Here is a 20,301-nt window from a genome sequence, read left to right as displayed (position 1 = left end):
GATTCATTGAATTGCCGCGCTGGCGAAACGACCCGGGCGGGGCCGTGCGCGAGGCCGCAAAGCCTATCACAGCGGGGCCTGAAAGCCTTGACCCGCGTGTCTCAGTGCGCGCAGCTGGCGTCGTGGATGTGCCAGTGGTTCAGGCGCAGGTTGACCACGTGGGCCAGCCCGACCAGGGTGCCGCCCAGGGTCATGACGACGGCGTGGACGATTGCCGATTCGTGCAGCGGTGGGTAGAGCACCCCCGCCCAGAGGGTGACAAGACCCACGATCAGGAGCCCGAGCGCCCGGAATGCGCGATGGCGACGATAGCCCCAGAGCAGGCTGAACAGGCCGAGCACGGTCACGAAGACCACGAATGCACGTTCGAAACCGTCGCCCAGCCAGGCGGACAGGCCCAGCGACGGAATCGCCGCGAGCAGGAACGGGGTCAGCGCGCAGTGGACGGCGCAAATCAGGGAACCGGTGGCACCAAAGCGATCCAGCAGGCGGCGGAAACGTTCGTTCATGGCGGCAAGTATGACTTCCGGGAGGGGTACCTTTTCGGTATTGGTATATTATAACATCCGTCAAGTCCCCCTCCATTCATTCGGACCGCCTCCCACATGAAGCCATTCCGCTCCCTCCCCCGCCGCCATCTGCTCGCCCGTGCCCTGGCTGTCGCCGTCCTCGTTCCGGCCGGCGCCACGGCGATCGCCGCCGACGCCGACACGACCCGCACTCCCCGGGACCTGGACGCCGTGGTGGTGACCGCCTCGCCGCTGAAGGGCAGCGCGGAATCGCTGGCCAAGCCGGTGGAAGTGCTGGTCGGCGAGGAACTGGACCGCAGCAAGGCCGCCACCCTGGGCGACACCGTCTCCAAGCTGCCCGGCGTGCAGACCACCTTCTTCGGCACCGGCGTCGGCCGCCCGATCATCCGCGGCCAGGAAGGCCCGCGCGTGCAGGTGCTGTCAGGCGGCATCGGCTCGATGGATGCTTCCACCGTCAGCGCCGACCACGCGGTCAGCATCGAGCCGTTCCTGGCCGATCAGATCGAAGTGCTGAAAGGCCCCGCCACCCTGCTGTTCGGCAGCGGCGCGATCGGCGGCGCGGTCAACGTGGTCGACGGCCGCCTGCCCGACACCCTTCCGGAAGATCCTTTCAGCGGCCGGGTGGAAGTACGCGGCAACACCGTCAACGACGAGCGCAGCGGCATGTTCCGGCTCGACGGGGTCAACGGCAACTGGGTCCTGCATGTGGACGGCCTGGTACGCAACACCGACGACTACGACATTCCCGGCTACGCGGTGCTCGAACACCATGACGAAGGCGAAGAGGATCACGCGCACGAGGAAGAGCAGCCCAAGGGCACGCTGCCGAACAGTTCGGTGCGCACCCGCGCCGGCGCGGTCGGCGCGACCTGGCTGGGCGAAAAGGCGTACTTCGGCCTGGCCGCCAGCACCTACCGCAACAACTACGGCATTCCCGCCGGCGCGCACGTGCATGACGACGGCCACGGCCACGGCCACGAGCACGAAGGCGAGGAAGAGGAAGCGCACGAGGAAGAAGGTCCGGTCCGCATCGACATGGTGCAGAACCGCATCGACGTGAAGGCCGGCGTCTACGATCCGTTCTCGTTCCTGCAGGCGATCAACCTGCGCGGCGCCTACAACGATTACGAGCACGTCGAACTGGAAGGGGGCATGCCGGCCACCCGTTTCACCAACCGCGGCCGCGAATTGCGCCTGGAAGCGGTGCAGAAGGAGTTCCATGGCTGGCGTGGCGCGTTCGGCCTGCAGTATGGCCGCAGCGATTTCGGCGCGATCGGCGAGGAAGCCTTCGTCCCGGATACCCTCACCGATACCCTCGGCATGTTCGTGGTGCAGGAAAAGGACTTCGGCCCCTGGAAACTCGAACTCGGTGGCCGCCATGAGCAGGTCAAGCTGGATCCGCAAGGCCATGCGAACCGCGATTTCGACGTGACCAGCCTGTCGGGTGCGGCGATCTGGCGCATCAATCCGGTCTTCGATCTGCGCTTCGGCCTGGACAGCTCCGAGCGCGCACCCACCAACGAGGAACTGTTCGCCGGCGGCACGCACGTCGCCACGCAGTCGATCGAGGTCGGCGACGCCAATCTGGACAAGGAGCGTGGCCGCCGCGCGGAAATCGGCCTGCACGCGCATACCGATCGCATTGACTTCAAGCTGGCGGTCTACCAGACCAACTTCAAGGACTTCATCTACCTGGCCGACACCGGTGTCGAGGAAGGGCTGCCGGTGCGGCTGTGGACGCAGCAGGATGCGAAGTTCAAGGGCGTGGAAGCCGAAGCACGGATCAAGCTGGTTGATTCCGAGCAGGCCGGTGCCTGGGATCTGCGCCTGTTCGGCGACCGCGTGCGTGCGGAGCTGGACGGCACGGGCACGCGTCGCGTGCAGCTCGCCGTGCCGCACGACGACCACTTCCATCGCTACACGATCGACCTCGCCCAGGGCGGCAATCTTCCGCGCATCGCCCCGGCCCGCCTCGGTGCCGACCTGAACTGGTCGCTGGGCGGCTGGCGCGCATCGGTGGGGGCGGTTCGCTACGCCAAGCAGGACGACGTCGCGCAGAACGAGGAGCCCAGCCCCGGCTACACCCTGGTCGATGCGCACCTGGCGTATCGCTGGGATCGGCCGGAAACCAGCTGGGAACTGTTCCTGGACGGCAGCAACCTGACCGACAAGGAAGCCCGCCCGCATACCTCGCTGCTGCGTGATTTCTCGCCGCTGCCGGGCCGCGGCGTGGCGTTCGGCATCCGCGCCTACTTCTGACGGGCCTCTCTCCGCCTGTGCGAAGCACGGCCACCCGCAAGGGTGGCCGTTTTGCTTATGGGGACCACAGAACGGGCCCGCCTGTAGCGCCGGGCTTGCCCGGCGGCTTCAACTCTCCCGCGAACGGATCGTTCCAGCGGAGCAAGCTCCGCTCTACGGCTAGTTGTTGATTTATGTGTATATGCACATATAATCCAGCTCCCGCCCCGGGTCCGCGTCCATGTCTTCCTTCCGAAGCCCTTGCACCTGCTTCCATCTGCGCCGGGCGACCCGTCGGGTCACCCAGATCTACGACCGCGAACTGGCGGCGGTGGATCTGAGCCTCAATCAGTACAGCATCCTGCGCCGCGCCGGCGAATCGCCGCGCACGCTCGGCAGCCTGGCCGACGAACTCGGCATGGATCGCACCACCCTCACCCGCAACCTCAAACCGCTGCTGGCCGTCGGCCTGCTGGCCGAGACGCGCGGCGAGGATGCGCGCCAACGCCTGCTGCAACTGAGCGATGCCGGCCGCCAGCGGCTGGAGGCGGCACGCCCACACTGGCAGCGCGCACAAGGGATCATCGACGAGGCGTTCGGTGCCGACGCGGTCGCCCGCCTGCATGCCGATCTCGACACATTGACCGAACGCCTGCATGACCAGGAGGCCGCAGAATGACCGCCAGCTCCCGCATGCCCTGGGCGTTGCTGCTCGCCGCCGCCGCCACGCTCATGATCACGATGGGCGCGCGCCAGACCACCGGCCTGTTCGTCGCGCCGATCCACGAGAGCACCGGTGTCGGCATCGCCGCGATCAGCTTCGCGATGGCGATCGGCCAGTTCACCTGGGGCGCGGTGCAGCCGGTGTTCGGCGCGTTCGCCGACAAGCGCGGCTCGACCGGTGTACTGGTGCTGGGCGCGGTGCTGCTGGCGATCGGCCTGGCGATGACGCCGTGGATGAAGTCGCAATGGGGCCTGATGTTCACCCTCGGCCTGCTCACCGCCGCGGGCGCGGGCGCGGGCAGTTTCTCCATCCTGATCGGCGCCACCGCGCAGCAGATGGCGCCGGAACAGCGTTCCTTCGCCGCCGGTTTCATCAACGCCGGCGGTTCGATGGGCCAGTTCGTGTTCGCGCCGCTGGTGCAGATGATGATCAGCGTCGCCGGCTGGGCCACCGCGATGTACGGCCTGGCGTTGGCCTCCCTGGCGGCGATTCCGCTGGCCTGGCCGCTGCGTCGGCGAGCGGTGCCGGCGCCTGCCGCGGGTTCCGACGGTGCGCCGCCCACCGTGGAAATCACCCTGCGCGAACAGTTGCGTATCGCCCTGCGTGATCGCAGTTACTGGATGCTGCATCTGGGCTTCTTCACCTGCGGCGTGCATATCGCCTTCCTGGTCACCCATCTGCCCGGCGAGATCGCCCTGTGCGGTCTGCCGGCCAGTGTGTCCGCCGCGTCCATCGCGTTGATCGGCCTGTTCAATGTCGCCGGCAGCCTCGCGGCGGGTGCGCTGGGCCAGCGCTTCCGGATGAAGTGGATCCTGGCGGTGATGTACGCCAGCCGCGCGGTGATGATCGCGATCTACCTGCTGTCGCCGCCGACGCCGCTCACCTTCTACATGTTCGCCGCGGCGCTGGGTTTCACCTGGCTGGCGACCGTGCCGCCGACCGCCGGCCTGGTCGGCAAGCTGTTCGGTCCGCGCTATCTGGGCACGCTGTTCGGCCTGACCCTGCTGTCGCATCAACTGGGCGGTTTCTTCGGCGCCTGGCTCGGCGGCGTGGTGATGGAGCGCTTCGGCAACTATTCGCTGATGTGGTACGCCGACATGGCGCTGGCGCTGCTGGCCGCCGCAGCCAACCTGCCGATCCGCGAGAACGCACCGAGGCTCAAGCTGGCGACGGCTTGATCATCCGGATGACGCCTGCATGTCCCTTGTGGGAGCGACGTAAGTCGCGATGAGCGGTACGCGAAAGGCATCGCGACTTACGTCGCTCCCACAACACAATTGCATTCCAACTCAATCCGCGCTGGCGGCTTCGGCGCAGCGGGCGCACAGGCCGTGCACTTCCAGGGTCTGCGCCTGTGGCTGGAAGCCCAGCGCCTTGGCGCGCCGCTCCAGTTGATCCACCACTTCGCGATCCTCCAGCTCCACCGCGCTGTGGCAGCGGTCGCAGATCAGGAACGGCACCGAATGCTGGGCGCTGTTGGGATGATGGCAAGCGACGAAGGCGTTGACCGATTCCAGCTTGTGCACGAAACCGTTCGCCATCAGGAAGTCCAGCGCGCGATATACCGTCGGCGGGGCGTCCGCGCCCACGCCCTTGGTGGCGCGCACCCAGTCGAGCAGTTCATAGGCCTTCACCGGCTTGCCGGCGTCGGCGATCAGTTCCAGCACGCGGGTACGGATCGGTGTCAGCCGCAGACCGCGCTCTTGGCACGCGTGTTCGACGGCGCGCACGAAACCGCGCGCGTCGCTGACATGGTGCTTCGGATCCGTACAACTATGCGTCTTGGGCATGGGGTCCCTCGTTTCAGGCAGCTCCGCCTGTCTTGATAAGCGCTGCATCGATGCGTTTCAAGGCCTGCTCGCGACCCGCCAGGTAGACGGTCTGGGAAATGTCCGGGCTGACCTGGGTACCGGTGATCGCCACCCGCATCGGCTGGGCAACCTTGCCCATGCCGGTTTCCAGCGCGGCGGCGGTGTCGTGCAGGGCGGCGGACACCGACTCGACGGTCCATTCCGTAGCCTGCGCCAGCAGCTCCCGCGCCTTGGCCAGCGGCGCGTGCGCGGCGGCGGTGAGGTGCTTGGCGACCGCGGCCTCGTCGTAGCTCTCCAGCGGCAGGTACCAGACGGCGGCGCGCTCGGCCATTTCCTTCAGCGTCTGCACGCGATCGCGCATCGCCACCACCACTTCGGCTGGACGCGGACCCTGCCCGACATCCAGGCCCAGCTTGCGCAGCTGGTATTCCAGGTGCGGTGCGATGGCATCCGGCTCGTCCGACTTCAGGTAATGCTGGTTGACCCAGCCCAGCTTGGCCATGTCCAGGCGCGCGGCCTTGGAATTGACGTCCTCCACCGAGAACAGGTCGATCAGCTCCTGGCGGCTGAATATTTCCTGGTCGCCGTGCGACCAGCCAAGCCGCGCCAGGTAGTTGATCAGCGCGTGCGGCAGGTAGCCGGCGTCCTTGTATTGCATCACGTCGGCCGCGCCGGTGCGCTTGGACAGCTTGGCGCCCTGTTCGTCCAGAATCATCGGCATGTGCGCGAACTTCGGCACCGGCACGCCCAGCGCCTCGTAGATGTTGATCTGGCGCGGGGTGTTGTTGATGTGGTCGTCGCCACGGATCACGTCGGTGATGCGCATGTCCCAGTCATCGACCACCACCGCGAAGTTGTAGGTGGGAAAGCCGTCCGGACGGAAGATCACCATGTCGTCGAGTTCGCTGTTGCTGATCTCGATGCGGCCCTTGATGCGATCGTCGAACACCACGCTGCCTTCGGTGGGATTCTTGAACCGGATCACCCGGTTGGGATCCTCGCGGCAAGGCAGGTTCAGGTCGCGGGCGCGGCCGTCATAGCGCGGCTTCTGCTGGGCGGCCATCGCCGCCTCGCGCATGGCGTCGAGTTCCTCCTTGCTCTCGTAGGCGTAGTACGCCTTGCCGTCGGCGACAAGCTGCTCGGCGATCTGGCGGTACCGATCGACGCGCTGGGTCTGGTAGATCGGGCCTTCGTCGTAGTCCAGCCCCAGCCAGTCCATCGCTTCCAGGATCGCATCGATGGCGGCCTGGGTGCTGCGCTCGCGATCGGTGTCCTCGATGCGCAGGATGAAATCGCCACCGCGATGCCGCGCCTCCAGCCAGCAGTACAGCGCGGTGCGGGCACCGCCGATATGCAGGTAGCCGGTGGGGCTGGGGGCGAAACGGGTACGGCAGGTCATGGACGGACTCGGCAAACTGAATGGGGCGATTTTACCTTGAAGGCGGGGATTGGGGATTCGGGATTGGGGATTCGGAAAAGCTCGACCGCATGAAAACTTCGGTTTCCTCCGCGAATGGCTTATCCCCCCAACCCCCAACCCCCAATCCCCAATCCCGAATCCCCAATCCCGGCTGCCTTATCATCCCCCCATGACCACGCTCTTCATCTCCGATCTGCACCTGGATGCCGAACGCCCGGCCATCACCGAACTGTTCGGTGCCTTCATGCATCGCGAAGGGCGCCAGGCCGAGGCGGTGTACATCCTGGGCGACCTGTTCGAAGCCTGGGTCGGCGACGACGACCCGTCCGAAACCGGCGCCTACGTGGCCGACCGCATCCGCGAAGTGGTCGATCTCGGCGTGCCGGTGTATTTCATCCGCGGCAACCGCGATTTCCTGGTCGGGGACGCTTTCGCCCGGCGCGCCGGCATGCGCATCCTGCCGGATCCGGCGGTGGTGACCCTGTACGGCCGCCCGACCCTGTTGATGCACGGCGACCTGCTGTGCACCGACGACGTCCCCTACCAGCAGTTCCGCGCGCAGACCCGCGATCCGGCCTGGCAACGACAGTTCCTCGGCCAACCGCTGGCCGCGCGCCTGGCGTTCGCCGCGCAGGCGCGCGCTGCCAGCCAGGCACGCCAGCAGGGCATGATCCAGGACGACCGTGCGCAGTTCGAAACCGTCACCGACGTGACCCCGGCCACCGTGGAAGCCACCCTGCGCCGGTTTGGCGTGGATACGTTGATCCACGGTCATACCCACCGTCCCGCCATCCACGACCTCGGCATCGATGGCCGCGCCTGCCGGCGCATCGTGCTGGGCGACTGGTACGAACAGGGCTCGGTGCTGCGGGTGGACGCGAACGATTGGATCCTCGAATCCCTGCCCTTCACCCCGTAGAGCGGAGCTTGCTCCGCTGATGCCATCCGCGTACCGAAACACCCCACCGCCGAGCAAGCTCGGCGCTACACGTAGAGCGGAGCTTGCTCCGCTGGCACCGTCCACACACCGCAACGCCCCCGCGCCGAGCAAGCTCGGCGCTACACGTAGAGCGGAGCTTGCTCCGCTGATGCCATCCGCACACCGAAACGCCCCCGCCGCCGAGCAAGCTCGGCGCTACACGTAGAGCGGAGCTTGCTCCGCTGGCACCGTCCACACACCGCAACGCCCCCGCCGCCGAGCAAGCTCGGCGCTACACGTAGAGCGGAGCTTGCTCCGCTGGCGCCTTCCACACACCGAAACGTCCCACCGCCGAGCAAGCTCGGCGCTACACGTAAAGCGGAGCTTGCTCCGCTAACGCTGCGCTTCCGCCTGCAGGGCGAGCAGTTCGTCCTCGTCGAAGCCTGCCATCAACCGCGCCTGCAGGTTGAACGGACCATGCAGGTAGCCGCCCGCGTACTCCTTCAACAATTCGCGGAATCGCTCGCGCGGCTCGATGCCGGCGTGTTCGCAGTACCAGCGGTACCAACGCGACCCGGCGGCGACATGCGCGACTTCCTCGCGCAGGATGATTTCCAGGATGTCGGCCGTGGCATCGTCGCCCAGTTCACGCAGCTTGACGATCATTCCGGGTGTGACATCGAGCCCGCGCGCCTCCAGCACGCGCGGCACCAGCGCCATCCGCGCCAGGCCGTCGTGCGCGGTCTTCTCGGTCATTTCCCACAAGCCGTTGTGGGCGTCGAAGTCGCCGTAGTCATGGCCGTACCCGCGCAGGCGATCCCGCAGCAGCATGAAATGACGTGATTCGTCGCAGGCCACGCCCACCCAGTCGGCGTAGAAATCCGCCGGCAGGCCACGGAACCGATACACCGCATCCCACGCCAGATCGATGGCGTTGAGCTCGATATGCGCGATGGCATGGATGAAGGCCGCCCTGCCCTGCGGATTGCCCAGGCCGCGGCGCGGCAGATCGCGCGGATGCACCAGCGCCGGTCGCGGCGGTCGCCCCGGCATGCGGATCGGTTCGGGTGCCGGTGCTTCCGTCGGAACCGCCAGTTCGCCGCGCTGGAAGGCGTCGGCGAACCGCTGGGTCAACGCCACCTTGTCATCGACGATCGCCGCATCCAGGCAGATGCGCGCGGCGTCGAACAGATTGCCCGGCAAAGCACTCATGACAAGTCTGGATGCTTCAGGTAATTCGTTCCCGGCTTTTTGCCAATCCCGAATCCCCAATCCCCGCCCTCAAGACACCCGGCGCTTGCGCTTGGCTTCGTCCGAACGCGCCTGCTGGATGCGCTCGAAGTAGCCGGACTCGATGCCGGTGACGTACTCGCCGTCGAAGCAGGACGAATCGAACCTGGTCAGTTGCGGATTGCCTTCGCGCACCGCCGCTTCCAGGTCTTCCAGGTCCTGGTAGACCAGCCAGTCGCAGCCGAGCAGCTTCTCGATTTCCTCGACGCTGCGATCGTGCGCGACCAGTTCGTCCACCGCCGGCATGTCGATGCCGTAGATGTTGGGATGGCGCACGGGCGGCGCCGCCGACGCGAGATAGACCTTGCGCGCGCCCGCGTCGCGGGCCATCTGCACGATCTGCTGCGAGGTGGTGCCGCGCACGATCGAATCGTCGACCAGCAGCACCACCCGGTTGCGGAATTCCAGGTGGATCGGATTGAGCTTGCGGCGCACCGATTTCACCCGCTCGCTCTGGCCCGGCATGATGAAGGTGCGGCCCACGTAGCGGTTCTTGATGAACCCTTCGCGGTACTTCACGCCCAGCACGTTGGAAATCTCCAGCGCGGCGTCGCGCGAGGTATCCGGAATCGGGATGATGGTGTCGATGTCGTGATCAGGGCGCAGGCGCAGGATCTTCTCGCCCAGCTTCACGCCCATGCGCATGCGCGCCTTGTGCACCGACACGTTGTCGATCATCGAGTCCGGGCGGGCGAAGTAGACGTATTCGAAGATGCAGGGCGCGTGTTGTTTCGGCTCGGCGCAGATCTCGGAGAACAGCTCGCCGCGCGCGGTGATCACCAGCGCCTCGCCCGGGAGCACGTCGCGCACCCGCTGGAAGCCCAGGATGTCCAGCGCCGCCGACTCGGAGGCGACGATGTATTCGAAGCCCTCGTTGTGCTCGCGCTTGCCCAGTACCAGCGGACGGATCCCGTTGGGATCGCGGAACGCCACCAGGCCCAGGCCCAGCACCACGCTGACCACGGCATAGCCGCCGCGCACCCGGCGATGCACGCCGGCGACCGCGCGGATGGCCGTTTCCGGCGACAGCGTGCGCTGCAGGTCCAGTTCGTGGGCGAACACGTTCAGCAGCACTTCGCTGTCGGATTCGGTGTTGATGTTGCGGCGATCCTGGGCGAACACTTCCTGGCGCAGCGCCTCGGTGTTGATCAGGTTGCCGTTGTGCGCCAGGGCGATGCCGTAGGGTGAATTGACGTAGAAGGGCTGCGCCTCGTCCATGCCCTCGGAACCGGCGGTGGGATAGCGGCAGTGGGCGATGCCCACGCGGCCTTCCAGCACGCTCATGGCCTTGGCGTTGAACACGTCGCGGACCAGGCCGTTGTCCTTGTGCACGCGCAGGCGGGTGCCGTCGGCGGTGGCGATGCCGGCGGCGTCCTGCCCTCGGTGTTGAAGGACGGTCAGCCCGTCATAGAGCTGGCCGGCAACATTCTGGTTGCCGACGATGCCGACGATACCGCACATGGATGACGCTCTCCGGTTCGATCAGTTCGAAGCTGGCGGGGAATCTGGAGCTTGCTGCGCGCCGGCTTCGTCCAGCGGCGGGGGCAAGGCGGGAAGGACGCCATTATCGCCTGCCGGAGCGCCGAAGCCAAAATCCAGTTCCGATACGGTCCATTCCGGCAGCCAGCGGCTCAGCCATTGCGCGCCCGGCAGCAGCACGGGTACCAGCCGCGACTGCGCCCAGGACGGCTCGCGCGGCAGGTCGGTGAAACCGGCCAGCAGGATCAGGATGCAGGCCACCAGCGCGCCGCGCGCCAGGCCCAGCGCCAGCCCCAGCAAGCGGTCCAGCGCCGACAGGCCAATCGCCTTGACCAGCAGCCGGACCAGCCAGCCGACCAGGCCGACCACGATCATCACCACGATGAAGCTGAGCGCATAGCCGCCGAACAGTTCGGTCGCGCCCGGCGTGCCGCCCTCGGCGAGGATGCCGGCGACCTGCGCGCCGTAGTGGAATGCCACCCAGCCGGCCAGCAGCCAGGCCAGCAACGACGCCAGTGCGCCGATGAAACCGCGCAGCAGGCCGAACAGGGCCGACGCGCCGATGACGGCGGCCAGCACGAGGTCGATCATCGGCATCCGTCAGGCATCAGGGATGCGGACGGACCATGCCGCTGATGCCGAATTTGGCCGCCACCTGCGCCTTCAGCTGATCGGCGTCGGCGCGGCTGGCCACCGGACCCACCCGCACGCGGCTGAGGGTGCCCTTGTCGGTGCGGACCTGCTCGACGAAGGCGCTGAAGCCGCCGGCGCGCACCTTGTCGCGCAGCGCGGTGGCTTCCTCGGGCTTGGAAAATGCACCCAACTGCACGGCGAAGCCGACGTTGCTGGCGGCCGGCTTGGGCGGCTCCGGCTTGGCCGCCGGCGCGGTCGGGGGCTTGGCCGGGGCGGTGGCGGCCGTCGTGGCCGGCGCCGGAACGGGCTTGGCCGGCGCGGGTCTGGCCGGTTCCGGCGGCAGCGCCTGGGTGGTCACCGCGGGTGCCGGGGCGGCGGCCTGGGCCACCGAGGGCGTGGTCGTCGCGGCGGCCGGAGCCGAGGCGGTCTCCGCGCCGGCATCGAGCACCACCACCTGGGCCTTCACGTCGCTGCGGATCTTCACCGCTTCCAGCCGCCGGGATTCGGCGATGGCGCGATCCGGATAGGGTCCGATGCGGACGCGGTAGGCGCTGCGGCCATTGATGGTGGCGGCCTCGCGGTAACCGGGCAACCCGCCCTGCTTGAGCCGGGCGATGACCGCATCGGCGTCGGCGGCAGTCGCGTAGGCACCGAAACTGACCGCGTAGTTGCCGCCGGCGGTCGCCGCCGGCATCAATCCGCGATCGGCCGGCGCGGCGGCATCGGGCGAGGTCGCCGGAGTCGCCGCGGGCAGGCCGACCGCGCCGTTGGCGGGGGCGCCGTCCGGCGTGACCAGCGGCAGTTCGCGGGTTTCATACTGTCCTTCGGGCGCATCGGGCACTTTCAGCGGCACATCCGAAACGCCGCTGTCGGGGGCCGGTCCCTTGACCAGCATCGGCAGGAAGATGACCGCCAGCGCGACCAGGACAATCGCGCCGATCAGACGCTGTTTCAGAGCAGTATCCATCAGAACCCACGCTACGCCGCGGCGAGAATGCCGCAGGGATTATACGGTGCCGATTCCGGGCTTCCCGTCATTCGGATGAACGCAGGGCGAGCAGCGCTTCGGCGGCGGTGTGGAAGGAACCGAAGACCAGGATCCGCGAGCCGTTGATCGCCCCGTCCCGCGCCGAGGCCAGCGCATCGGCCACGCTGGCGTGACGGCTTCCGTTCGCGGCGGCGGTCTCCCCCAGTCGCGCGGCGAGCGCGTCCACGTCCTGTCCGCGCGCGGTTCCAGGCTCCAGTCCTGCCAGATGCCAGCGCACGTCGAGTCCATCGAAGGCGGCCACCACGCCCGCCGCGTCCTTGTCGGCCAGCGCGGCATAGACCAACTGCGTCGGCGCGGTCGGCTGCGCGCGCAGCCATGCCGCCAGTTCGCGCGCGGCCTGCGGGTTGTGGCCGACGTCGACGACGATGTCGACGCCGTCGCGCACCAAGGCCTGCAAACGCCCCGGAAGACGCGCCGCGGCGATGCCTTCGGCGAACGCGGCTTCCGGCGGCGGAGTGCCGAGCGCGCGCAGCGCGGCGATCGCCGCGGCGGCGTTGTTGCGCTGGATCGGGGCGGCCAGGGATGGATTCGGCAGTTCCAGTTCCGCACCGACCTCGCGCCAGCGCCAGCGCTGCCCGTCAATCGGTTCCTGGAAGAAATCGCTGCCCAGCCGCAATGCGTTGGCGCCAATCGCGTAGGCGTGGCGCAGCACGCTGGACGGCGAATCGATCTCGCCCAGCACCAGCGGTTTCCATGCGCGTGCGATGCCGGCCTTCTCCTGGCCGATGCTCTCGCGATCCGGTCCCAGCCAGTCGACGTGATCGATGTCCACCGTGGTGATCACCGCGACGTCGGCATCGATCAGGTTCACCGCGTCCAGGCGTCCGCCCAGGCCCACTTCCAGCACCGCCAGATCCAGCTGCGCCTGCTGGAACAGCCACAACGCCGCCAGCGTGCCGAATTCGAAATAGGTCAACGGCACCTCGCCACGCGCGGCCTCCACCGCGGCGAACGCGGCGATCAGTTGCGCGTCGCCGGCCTCGTCGCCATCGATGCGCACGCGCTCGTTGTAGCGCAGCAGGTGCGGCGAGGTGTACGCGCCCACCCGCCAGCCGGCGGCGCGGGCGATGGATTCGATGAAAGCGACCGTCGAGCCCTTGCCGTTGGTCCCGCCCACCGTGATCACCTGCGCGGCCGGCCGGGCCAGTCCCAGCGCGTCGGCCACCGCGCGCACGCGCTCCAGGCCCATCTCGATTGATTTCGGATGCTGGCGCTCGATGTAGGCGAGCCAGTCATCGAGGGTCTGCGGAAGAGAGGAAACCATGTTCAATCCTGTGAGTAGACGTGCTGGATGCTGAAACCCAGCGCGGAGCGGCGGCCGGCCAATACGACCTCGACCTGCTGATTCGGATGACGATCGTAGAACGCTTCGCGGATGCACAGATAGGAGGGAAACGCGCCTTCCATCGGGCCGCCGTACAGCCGATGGTCGCAGGAACGGCGGCTGCGGCTGTAGCGGGTTTCCATCGCGTGGATTTCGCGGACTTCGTTGCCGAAGACGCGGGTGAACGCCCACGGCAGGGTCTTGATGGCGATCAGCCAGGAAACTAAGCCCAGCATCAACGGGATGGCCAGCAGCAGGAACAGGAACCGGAGCAGGCCCCGATCCACGAATTGGCCCATGCGTCCCTTGCGGCTGGCATGGGCGAACAGCAGCGCGGTCTCGATCACGCCGACGATCAGGAAGATCACCGCCACGTGGATACCCCGCAATGCCGGCGCCGGTGCGAAGTCGACGAACATGCCGACGAACACGAGGATCAGCACCGCTATTGCCGCCGACGTGCTGATCCATTGTTCGCGGGTCGGCTGTTCGGTGCCGAACGCGCCCTGCTTCCAGCCCATGCCGGACGCCCTGCGAGCGGGTTACAGCGCGCGGTGCTTGGCTTCGCCGAAGAACGGCGTGTGGTGGGCGCAATCATTCAGGCGCACCACTTCGAGCCGCTCCACGTCCGGGCCTTCCAGCAGGTTCAGGGTGGTCGGCGCCTGGCGGAAGGTCCACAGCTTGGCGATCGGCAGGCCGAGCACGCGACACAGGATGACCCGGTTCACCGCGTCATGCGCGACCACCAGCAGGGTGTCGCCATCACCCAGGCCTTCTGCCGCGCGCGCCAGTCCACGCCACGAGCGGTCCAGCACCTGCCGCAACGATTCGCCGCCCGGCATCAGCACCGTGTCGGGTTCCTCGCGCCACGCCTGCAGGCGCGCCGGATCCTTCTCGTGGATTTCGCTGGCCAGCAGGCCTTCCCACTCGCCGTGGGCGATTTCCTGCAGATCCTCGTCGGTGGTCAGCATATCGGCACGCGTCGCACCCAGCGCGTAGCGGGCCGTGGTGGCCGCGCGCGTCAGCGGCGAAGCCACCGCGCGGGAGATCGGAAGATCCTGCAACCGTTGGCCCAGCGCCTGCGCCTGCGATTCACCAATGGGTGAAAGGGGAATGTCGATCTGGCCCTGGTAGCGGCCTTCGGCGTTCCACGGCGTTTCGCCGTGGCGGGCAAGCAGGATGCGCATGCGTGGGGGATTCCGGCTGGGGGAGCGCCATTTCCAACCCCGGAAACGGCAACGGGAGCGGATCATACCGCTCCCGTCGCCCGGTTCCGCCCTTTTTTCGAAGGTCAGACCATTTGGTTACCGCTTATTTCGCCGCGGGAACGTTCATTTCCTTCAGCAGCTGCGGCGCCGGGTAGACCTCCTGCATGATCCAGCGCAGGTAACGGCCGTCCACCGCGATCATGCGGGTCATCTTGGGATCGAACACCCAGTTGGAGCTGACCGATTCCCAGTTGCCGTCGAAGGCCAGGCCGACCAGCTTGCCGTTCGCGTCCAGCACCGGCGAACCGGAGTTGCCGCCGGTGATGTCCAGATCCGACAGGTAGTTCACCGGCACCGAGCCGATGCGCTTGTCTTCCAGGCCGCCGTAGCGCTTGGCCTTGACCGCGTCCAGCAGCGCCTTCGGCGAGTCGAACGGATCCTGCCCGGTCTCCTTGGCCACCACGCCTTCCAGGGTGGTGAACGGGGTGTAGGCCACGCCGTCCTTGGGCTCGTAACCCATCACGTTGCCGAAGGTGATGCGCAGCGACAGGTTGGCGTCCGGATAGACGAACTCGCCCTGGCTCTTCTTGTAATCGGCCAGCGCCTGCAGGAACACCGGGCGCGCGACCAGCGCCTCGCCCATCCGGGTCTTGCGCTCCTGTTCGAGCTTCAGCAGGGTCGGCATCACCGCCACCGCGTACTGGATGGCCGGATCGTTGCTGGCCTCGAACGCCTTGCGATCGGCCTTCAGCCATTTCAGGCGTTCCTCGGTGTTGCCCAGCTGGGTGCCGGCCAGCTTGTCGAGCGCGCGGTTGACCGCGGCGGCGTCATTGCCGCCCAGCCAGGCGTCGACCGCGGCCACGTGCTGGGCGGCCGGAAGCTTGACGTACTCGTTGAGCCAGTACTGCTGGATCTGGCGATCCATCGCCGGCACGTAACGGCGCTCCATCTGCTTCATCGCGCCTTCGATGCCCGGCAGATCGCGTTCCTGGTAACCGGATTCGCGCTCGGCGTTGGGCCTTTCGTTCTCGATCGCCAGGCGGTACAGCGTGCTCGCCACGCCGATCACGCCACTGTTGCCGAACTGGCCGACCACCAGATCGCGATCACGGGTGCTCTTGGCCTGCTCGGCCAGCGCCACCAGCCTGGCGTGCGCGTCCAGGGCCGCCTTGCCCTGGCCACCCTGGCCCTTGAGCCAGTTCAGCACCGCGGTCTCCTCGGCATGCTTCTGGCCGGCGGCGTCGATGCGCTTGAAGCCTTCCAGCTGGCCCTCGAAATTCTTGCTGGTGTTGTTCCAGCCGGCCATGCTGCTGGCGTACTTCACCGCGATGTCCGGGTTGGTCTTGCCGGCCGCCTTCACCATTTCGATCAGCGCCTTGTAATGGCGCGCGACGGTCGGGTAGGTCCAGCTGGCGGTGTTGTCGAACTCGGTGGCCAGCGCATAGCGGTTGGTGGAACCCGGATAGCCGGCCACCATCACGAAGTCACCGGCGCCCAGCGGCTGGTCGGCGAACTTCAGCCAATGCTTGGGCTGGTACGGCACGTTGTCCTTGGAGAACGCGGCCGGCTTGCCATCCTTGCCGACGTAGGCGCGGTAGAACGAGAAATCGCCGGTGTGGCGCGGCCACATCCAGTTGTCGATGTCGCCGCCGAACTTGCCGACGCTGCCCGGGGGCGCGTACGCCAGGCGCACGTCCTTGATTTCCAGGTTCTTGAACAGCCGGTAGGTGTTGCCGCCGGAGAAGCTGTACAGGCGGCAGCGGAAGCCGCCTTCGGCCTCGCAGTCGGCGACCAGCTTCTTGTCGAACGCTTCCAGCGCCTGGGTACGCGCCAGCGGATCGTTGCCGGCGGCGGCGATCGCGGCCTTGGCCTCGGCGGTCACGTCCTTGATCTCGTCCAGCACGTAGACGCGCGCGTTCGGACCGGCGCTGACCTCGTCGGCCAGGGTGGGCGCGTTGAAACCATCCTTGATCAGGTTCTTCTCGGCGGTGGAATTGAGCTGGATGGCGCCATACGCGCAATGGTGGTTGGTGACCACCAGGCCCTGCGGGGAGACGAAGCTGGCGGTGCAGCCGCCCAGCGCGACGACGGCGCCCATCGGGTCGCCGGTCAGGTTGGACAACTGCTCCGGCGACAGTTTCAGGCCGGCCTTCTTCAGCGGGCCGGCAATCTCCGGAAGTTGCTGCGGCACCCACATGCCCTCTCCGGCATGGGTGAGGCCGGCCGGCGCGAGGCAGGCCACGGCGAGTGAGGCAGCAAGCAGGTTAAGGCGCATGGGTACATCCCCTCGGAAAAATGAGCGTTAGATTGTAACGGTCGGGGCCGCCGGGCCGACCATGACTTTCGGCCTAGGTCCGTGGGCGCCCGCGCGCGCGCCGGCATCCGACGGAACGAAAGCCAGCACGGGCGGCGCCTTACCATACGGTTCCGGCCGCCCGCGTATAATCCGCGCCCTCACCGTCCCGGTCCGGAACACATTCCATGACGCAAATGATGAAGGCGCTGGTCAAGCGCGAAGCGGCCAAGGGCATCTGGCTGGAAGAGGTGCCGGTGCCGCAGCCCGGCCCGAACGAAGTGCTGATCAAGCTGGAGAAGACCGCCATCTGCGGTACCGACCTGCACATCTTCCTGTGGGACGAATGGAGCCAGCGCACCATCCGCCCGGGCCTGGTGATCGGCCACGAGTTCGTCGGTCGCATCGCCCAGATCGGCCCCGGCGTCACCGGCTACACCGTTGGCCAGCGCGTCTCGGCCGAAGGCCATATCGTCTGCGGCCACTGCCGCAACTGCCGCGGCGGGCGCCCGCACCTGTGCCCGAACACCGTCGGCATCGGCGTCAACCGCGACGGCGCATTCGCCGAGTACATGGTGATGCCGGCCAGCAACCTGTGGCCGATTCCGGACCAGATCCCCAGCGAGCTGGCCGCGTTCTTCGATCCCTACGGCAACGCCGCGCACTGCGCGCTGGAATTCGACGTCATCGGCGAGGACGTGCTGATCACCGGCGCCGGTCCGATCGGCATCATTGCCGCGGGCATCTGCAAGCACATCGGCGCACGCAACGTGGTGGTCACCGACGTCAACGACTATCGCCTGAAACTGGCCGCCGACATGGGCGCCACCCGCGTGGTCAACGTCGCCAACACCTCGCTCAAGGAGGTGATGGCCGACCTGCACATGGAAGGCTTCGACGTGGGCCTGGAAATGAGCGGCAACCCGCGCGCGTTCAACGACATGCTCGACTGCATGTACCACGGCGGCAAGATCGCCCTGCTCGGCATCCTGCCCAAGGGCGCCGGCGTGGACTGGGATCGGATCATCTTCAAGGGCCTGACCGTGCAGGGCATCTACGGCCGCAAGATGTACGAGACCTGGTACAAGATGACCCAACTGGTGCTGTCCGGCTTCCCGCTGGGCAAGGTGTTGACCCACCAGTTGCCGATCGACGAGTTCCAGAAGGGTTTCGACCTGATGGAAGCGGGCAAGGCCGGCAAGGTCGTACTGAGCTGGACCTGAGTCCTGGTTCCTCCCCCGCGAGCGGGGGAAGGTGCCGAAGGCGGATGGGGGCAAGCACCGAAGGTGCTTCGCAACAGCCAACCGCAAAAAAGGGCGCCTTGCGGCGCCCTTTTTCCTTGCCCGCATGCGGCAGACTCAGTTGCCGATGCTGATCGTCAGCGCGACCCGGTTGTCGTAGATGTCGCCATCGGCCTTCAGCACGTCGGCATCGGAGCCGAAGGTCGTGTAGTAACCGAGGGTCGCGGTGGCCGGACCGAAGGTCTTGTTGAGGGTCAGCGCACCGTCGAAGTAATCGGTGACGCCATAGTTGAAGCGCTCGCCCTCGATCCATTCCTCGCCGTTGTCGATCGAGGTGTAGCCGACCGAGGCGCCGACCGAGAAACCGCTTTCGCCGAACTCGTAGGCGGCGGCCAGGTTGGCATAGCTCTCCTTGGCCTTCGGGGTCAGATCACCGTAGTCCGGCGCGTAGGCGAGCATGCCGGAGATTTCCACCGGGCCGGCCCAGGTGAGCTTGGCGATGTACTCGTTGTAGTCGCCGCTCGGCACGCCGGAGCTGGCGCCGTGGTACGTGTAGCGGACCGCGCTGACGTCCAGGTTCCAGCTGTCGTTGAAGTCGTAGCTGTAGCCGACGAAGGCATCGAGTTCGAAGTTCGGGCCGCGCAGCCCGGCTTCCGGATCCGGATCGCCGAAGTCGACGTTGGAGCCCCAAACGCCCACGTACAGGCCGAACGGCGCGGTGTAGGTCAGGCCCGGCTGAAAGGCGGGACCTTCGTCGGTCTGGGAAACGCCACGGAAGACGTAGTCGGTGGTAACCGCGACCGACCAGGTGACGGGGGATTCGGACTCGGCCTCGGCTTCCGCCGCGGCCTCCTGCGCAAACGAAACGAACGGAACCGCCGCCAACAGGGCGACGGCAAGGGCGGTACACAATTTGACTGGCTTCATCCGGGCTCTCTCCAGGTTGGTATCGGCGTTGATCGCGCAGGCCGGTCCCACTCCGACCTTGGACACGTGCCTGAAGCACGTGTTTACGGTTTTTTAACCGTCTGCCGGATATTGCGATGCAACAATCGCCGCCGTCAAGTGCCCGAAGCCGCCATTCCGCCCCCAGCTCCGTCCACGTTCGCGGGGAACCAGCCGAACCGCGCCGGCACCAGATGCAGGCGCTGCCCGGCCGCGTAGCCAGCCTCGTGGGCCGGCAGTTCCACCTCCACCTCCCGGCCCGAGCCGGCCAGTTCCGCCCGCAGGCGCAGGCGCGGTCCGTTGCGCTGGCCGGACAGCACCGTCGCCGGCCAGCCGTGGCCGGCCGGATCCACGCGCAGGTCCTCCGGCCGCACGAACAGTTCCGCCGCACCTTCGCCGCCTGCGCGTCCGCCCGGCGACAGGGTTCCGCCCTCCGCGCGCAGCTCGCCCTGGTGCCAGTGCGCGGGCAAGCGATTGACCGCGCCGACAAAGGAATAGATGAAGGGCGAGGCCGGCGCGTCGTAGATCTCGGCCGGGGTGCCGACCTGTTCCAGCTTGCCGCCGTTGAGGATCGCCACCCGATCGGCCAGCTCCAGCGCTTCCTCCTGATCGTGGGTGACGAACAGCGTGGTCAGGCCGGTGCGATCGTGCAGTTCACGCAGCCAGCGGCGCAGATCGCGGCGTACCTGGGCGTCAAGCGCGCCGAAAGGCTCGTCCAGCAGCAGCACGCGTGGTTCGATCGCCAGCGCGCGCGCCAGCGCCACCCGCTGCCGCTGGCCACCGGACAGTTGCGCGGGATAGCGCCCGCCCAGCCCTTCCAACTGCACCAGCGCCAGCAGTTCCTCGACGCGCGCACGGATGCGCGTCTCGGGCCAGCGCTGCGCACCGCGCCGGACCCGCAGGCCGAAGGCGATGTTGTCGGCCACGTCGAGATGGCGAAACAGCGCATAGTGCTGGAAGACGAAACCGGCCCGGCGTGCCTGCACGCTCAGCCCGGCCGCATCCTCGCCGTCCAGCAGCACGCGGCCGCGATCGGCGTGTTCCAGTCCGGCGATGATCCGCAGCAGCGTGGTCTTGCCGGATCCGGAGGGCCCCAGCAGCGCCAGCAGTTCGCCCTGCCGCACCTCCAGCCGGATGTCCTGCAGCGCCGCGTAATCGCCGAATTGCTTGCCCACGTGTTCGATGGTGATGCCCATGC

General features: G+C 67.3%; 18 protein-coding genes. 5 read left to right on the top strand and 13 right to left on the bottom strand.

The annotated features are described in order from the left end of the window. Positions 1-101: 101 nt before the first annotated feature. Positions 102-509, bottom strand: a complete 408-nt coding sequence (locus IQ458_RS05350; RefSeq protein ID WP_183638521.1) for a MerC domain-containing protein — start codon at positions 507-509, stop codon at positions 102-104. A gap of 96 nt (positions 510-605) precedes the next feature. Between IQ458_RS05350 and IQ458_RS05345 the strand changes: the two genes are divergently transcribed. The 3 genes from IQ458_RS05345 (at position 606) to IQ458_RS05335 (ending at position 4,670) form a co-directional block, all read left to right on the top strand. After that, positions 606-2,789 (top strand): TonB-dependent receptor, encoded by a 2,184-nt coding sequence (locus IQ458_RS05345; RefSeq protein ID WP_203322139.1) that lies wholly within the window; start codon positions 606-608, stop codon positions 2,787-2,789. 220 nt (positions 2,790-3,009) lie between these two features. Beyond that, positions 3,010-3,447: a MarR family winged helix-turn-helix transcriptional regulator gene (locus tag IQ458_RS05340; protein ID WP_203322138.1), complete on the top strand. Its 438-nt coding sequence runs from the start codon at positions 3,010-3,012 to the stop codon at positions 3,445-3,447. Further along, positions 3,444-4,670: an MFS transporter gene (locus IQ458_RS05335; protein WP_203322137.1), complete on the top strand. Its 1,227-nt coding sequence runs from the start codon at positions 3,444-3,446 to the stop codon at positions 4,668-4,670. Before IQ458_RS05340 ends, IQ458_RS05335 begins: the two co-directional genes overlap by 4 nt. A 111-nt stretch (positions 4,671-4,781) precedes the next feature. On the opposite strand, the gene IQ458_RS05330 is transcribed toward IQ458_RS05335, so the two are convergent. Both IQ458_RS05330 and gltX read right to left on the bottom strand, forming a co-directional pair. Next, entirely contained in the window at positions 4,782-5,282 is a 501-nt protein-coding gene (locus IQ458_RS05330) for a transcriptional repressor (protein ID WP_203322136.1), read from the bottom strand. 13 nt (positions 5,283-5,295) lie between these two features. Further along, on the bottom strand, positions 5,296-6,702 hold the full coding sequence (gltX, locus tag IQ458_RS05325) for a glutamate--tRNA ligase (RefSeq protein ID WP_203322135.1): 1,407 nt from the start codon (positions 6,700-6,702) through the stop codon (positions 5,296-5,298). Between the two features lie 190 nt (positions 6,703-6,892). Here gltX and lpxH point away from each other — a divergent pair, with 190 nt between their 5' ends. Then, on the top strand, positions 6,893-7,642 hold the full coding sequence (gene lpxH, locus IQ458_RS05320) for a UDP-2,3-diacylglucosamine diphosphatase (protein WP_183638535.1): 750 nt from the start codon (positions 6,893-6,895) through the stop codon (positions 7,640-7,642). 393 nt (positions 7,643-8,035) lie between these two features. Here lpxH and IQ458_RS05315 read toward each other — a convergent pair whose 3' ends face one another. The 8 genes from IQ458_RS05315 to IQ458_RS05280 all read right to left on the bottom strand — a co-directional run bounded on the left by IQ458_RS05315 (position 8,036) and on the right by IQ458_RS05280 (position 16,899). Continuing rightward, on the bottom strand, positions 8,036-8,854 hold the full coding sequence (locus IQ458_RS05315; protein WP_203322134.1) for a ferritin-like domain-containing protein: 819 nt from the start codon (positions 8,852-8,854) through the stop codon (positions 8,036-8,038). Positions 8,855-8,923: 69 nt separating this feature from the next. Beyond that, positions 8,924-10,393, bottom strand: coding sequence for an amidophosphoribosyltransferase (gene purF / locus IQ458_RS05310; protein ID WP_183638541.1), 1,470 nt, complete (start codon positions 10,391-10,393; stop codon positions 8,924-8,926). A gap of 21 nt (positions 10,394-10,414) precedes the next feature. Next, the gene (locus IQ458_RS05305; RefSeq protein ID WP_225562510.1) at positions 10,415-11,002 is read right to left on the bottom strand and encodes a CvpA family protein; all 588 of its coding nucleotides are present in this window, start codon (positions 11,000-11,002) and stop codon (positions 10,415-10,417) included. A 16-nt stretch (positions 11,003-11,018) separates the two neighbouring features. After that, positions 11,019-12,011 (bottom strand): SPOR domain-containing protein, encoded by a 993-nt coding sequence (locus IQ458_RS05300; RefSeq protein ID WP_183638547.1) that lies wholly within the window; start codon positions 12,009-12,011, stop codon positions 11,019-11,021. A gap of 67 nt (positions 12,012-12,078) precedes the next feature. Next, complete coding sequence (folC, locus tag IQ458_RS05295) at positions 12,079-13,356, bottom strand: bifunctional tetrahydrofolate synthase/dihydrofolate synthase (protein ID WP_203322133.1); 1,278 nt, start codon at positions 13,354-13,356, stop codon at positions 12,079-12,081. 2 nt (positions 13,357-13,358) lie between these two features. Further along, on the bottom strand, positions 13,359-13,937 hold the full coding sequence (locus IQ458_RS05290) for a hypothetical protein (protein WP_183638553.1): 579 nt from the start codon (positions 13,935-13,937) through the stop codon (positions 13,359-13,361). A gap of 21 nt (positions 13,938-13,958) precedes the next feature. After that, positions 13,959-14,603: a histidine phosphatase family protein gene (locus tag IQ458_RS05285; RefSeq protein ID WP_183638557.1), complete on the bottom strand. Its 645-nt coding sequence runs from the start codon at positions 14,601-14,603 to the stop codon at positions 13,959-13,961. Positions 14,604-14,727: 124 nt separating this feature from the next. After that, positions 14,728-16,899: a S46 family peptidase gene (locus IQ458_RS05280; protein WP_203322132.1), complete on the bottom strand. Its 2,172-nt coding sequence runs from the start codon at positions 16,897-16,899 to the stop codon at positions 14,728-14,730. A 206-nt stretch (positions 16,900-17,105) separates the two neighbouring features. On the opposite strand from IQ458_RS05280, the gene tdh reads away from it, so the two are divergent. After that, positions 17,106-18,140: an L-threonine 3-dehydrogenase gene (gene tdh, locus IQ458_RS05275; RefSeq protein WP_183638563.1), complete on the top strand. Its 1,035-nt coding sequence runs from the start codon at positions 17,106-17,108 to the stop codon at positions 18,138-18,140. Between the two features lie 135 nt (positions 18,141-18,275). On the opposite strand, the gene IQ458_RS05270 is transcribed toward tdh, so the two are convergent. Both IQ458_RS05270 and IQ458_RS05265 read right to left on the bottom strand, forming a co-directional pair. Then, positions 18,276-19,085 (bottom strand): TorF family putative porin, encoded by an 810-nt coding sequence (locus IQ458_RS05270; protein WP_183638566.1) that lies wholly within the window; start codon positions 19,083-19,085, stop codon positions 18,276-18,278. A gap of 134 nt (positions 19,086-19,219) precedes the next feature. Next, on the bottom strand, positions 19,220-20,299 hold the full coding sequence (locus IQ458_RS05265) for a sulfate/molybdate ABC transporter ATP-binding protein (RefSeq protein WP_203322131.1): 1,080 nt from the start codon (positions 20,297-20,299) through the stop codon (positions 19,220-19,222). Between the last annotated feature and the right edge of the window lie 2 nt (positions 20,300-20,301).

This window comes from Pseudoxanthomonas beigongshangi, assembly GCF_016820515.1.
Classification (GTDB): Bacteria; Pseudomonadota; Gammaproteobacteria; order Xanthomonadales; family Xanthomonadaceae; genus Pseudoxanthomonas_A; species Pseudoxanthomonas_A beigongshangi.
Note: the sequence above shows the minus strand (reverse complement) of the source record. Positions and strands in the feature narration are given on the sequence as shown.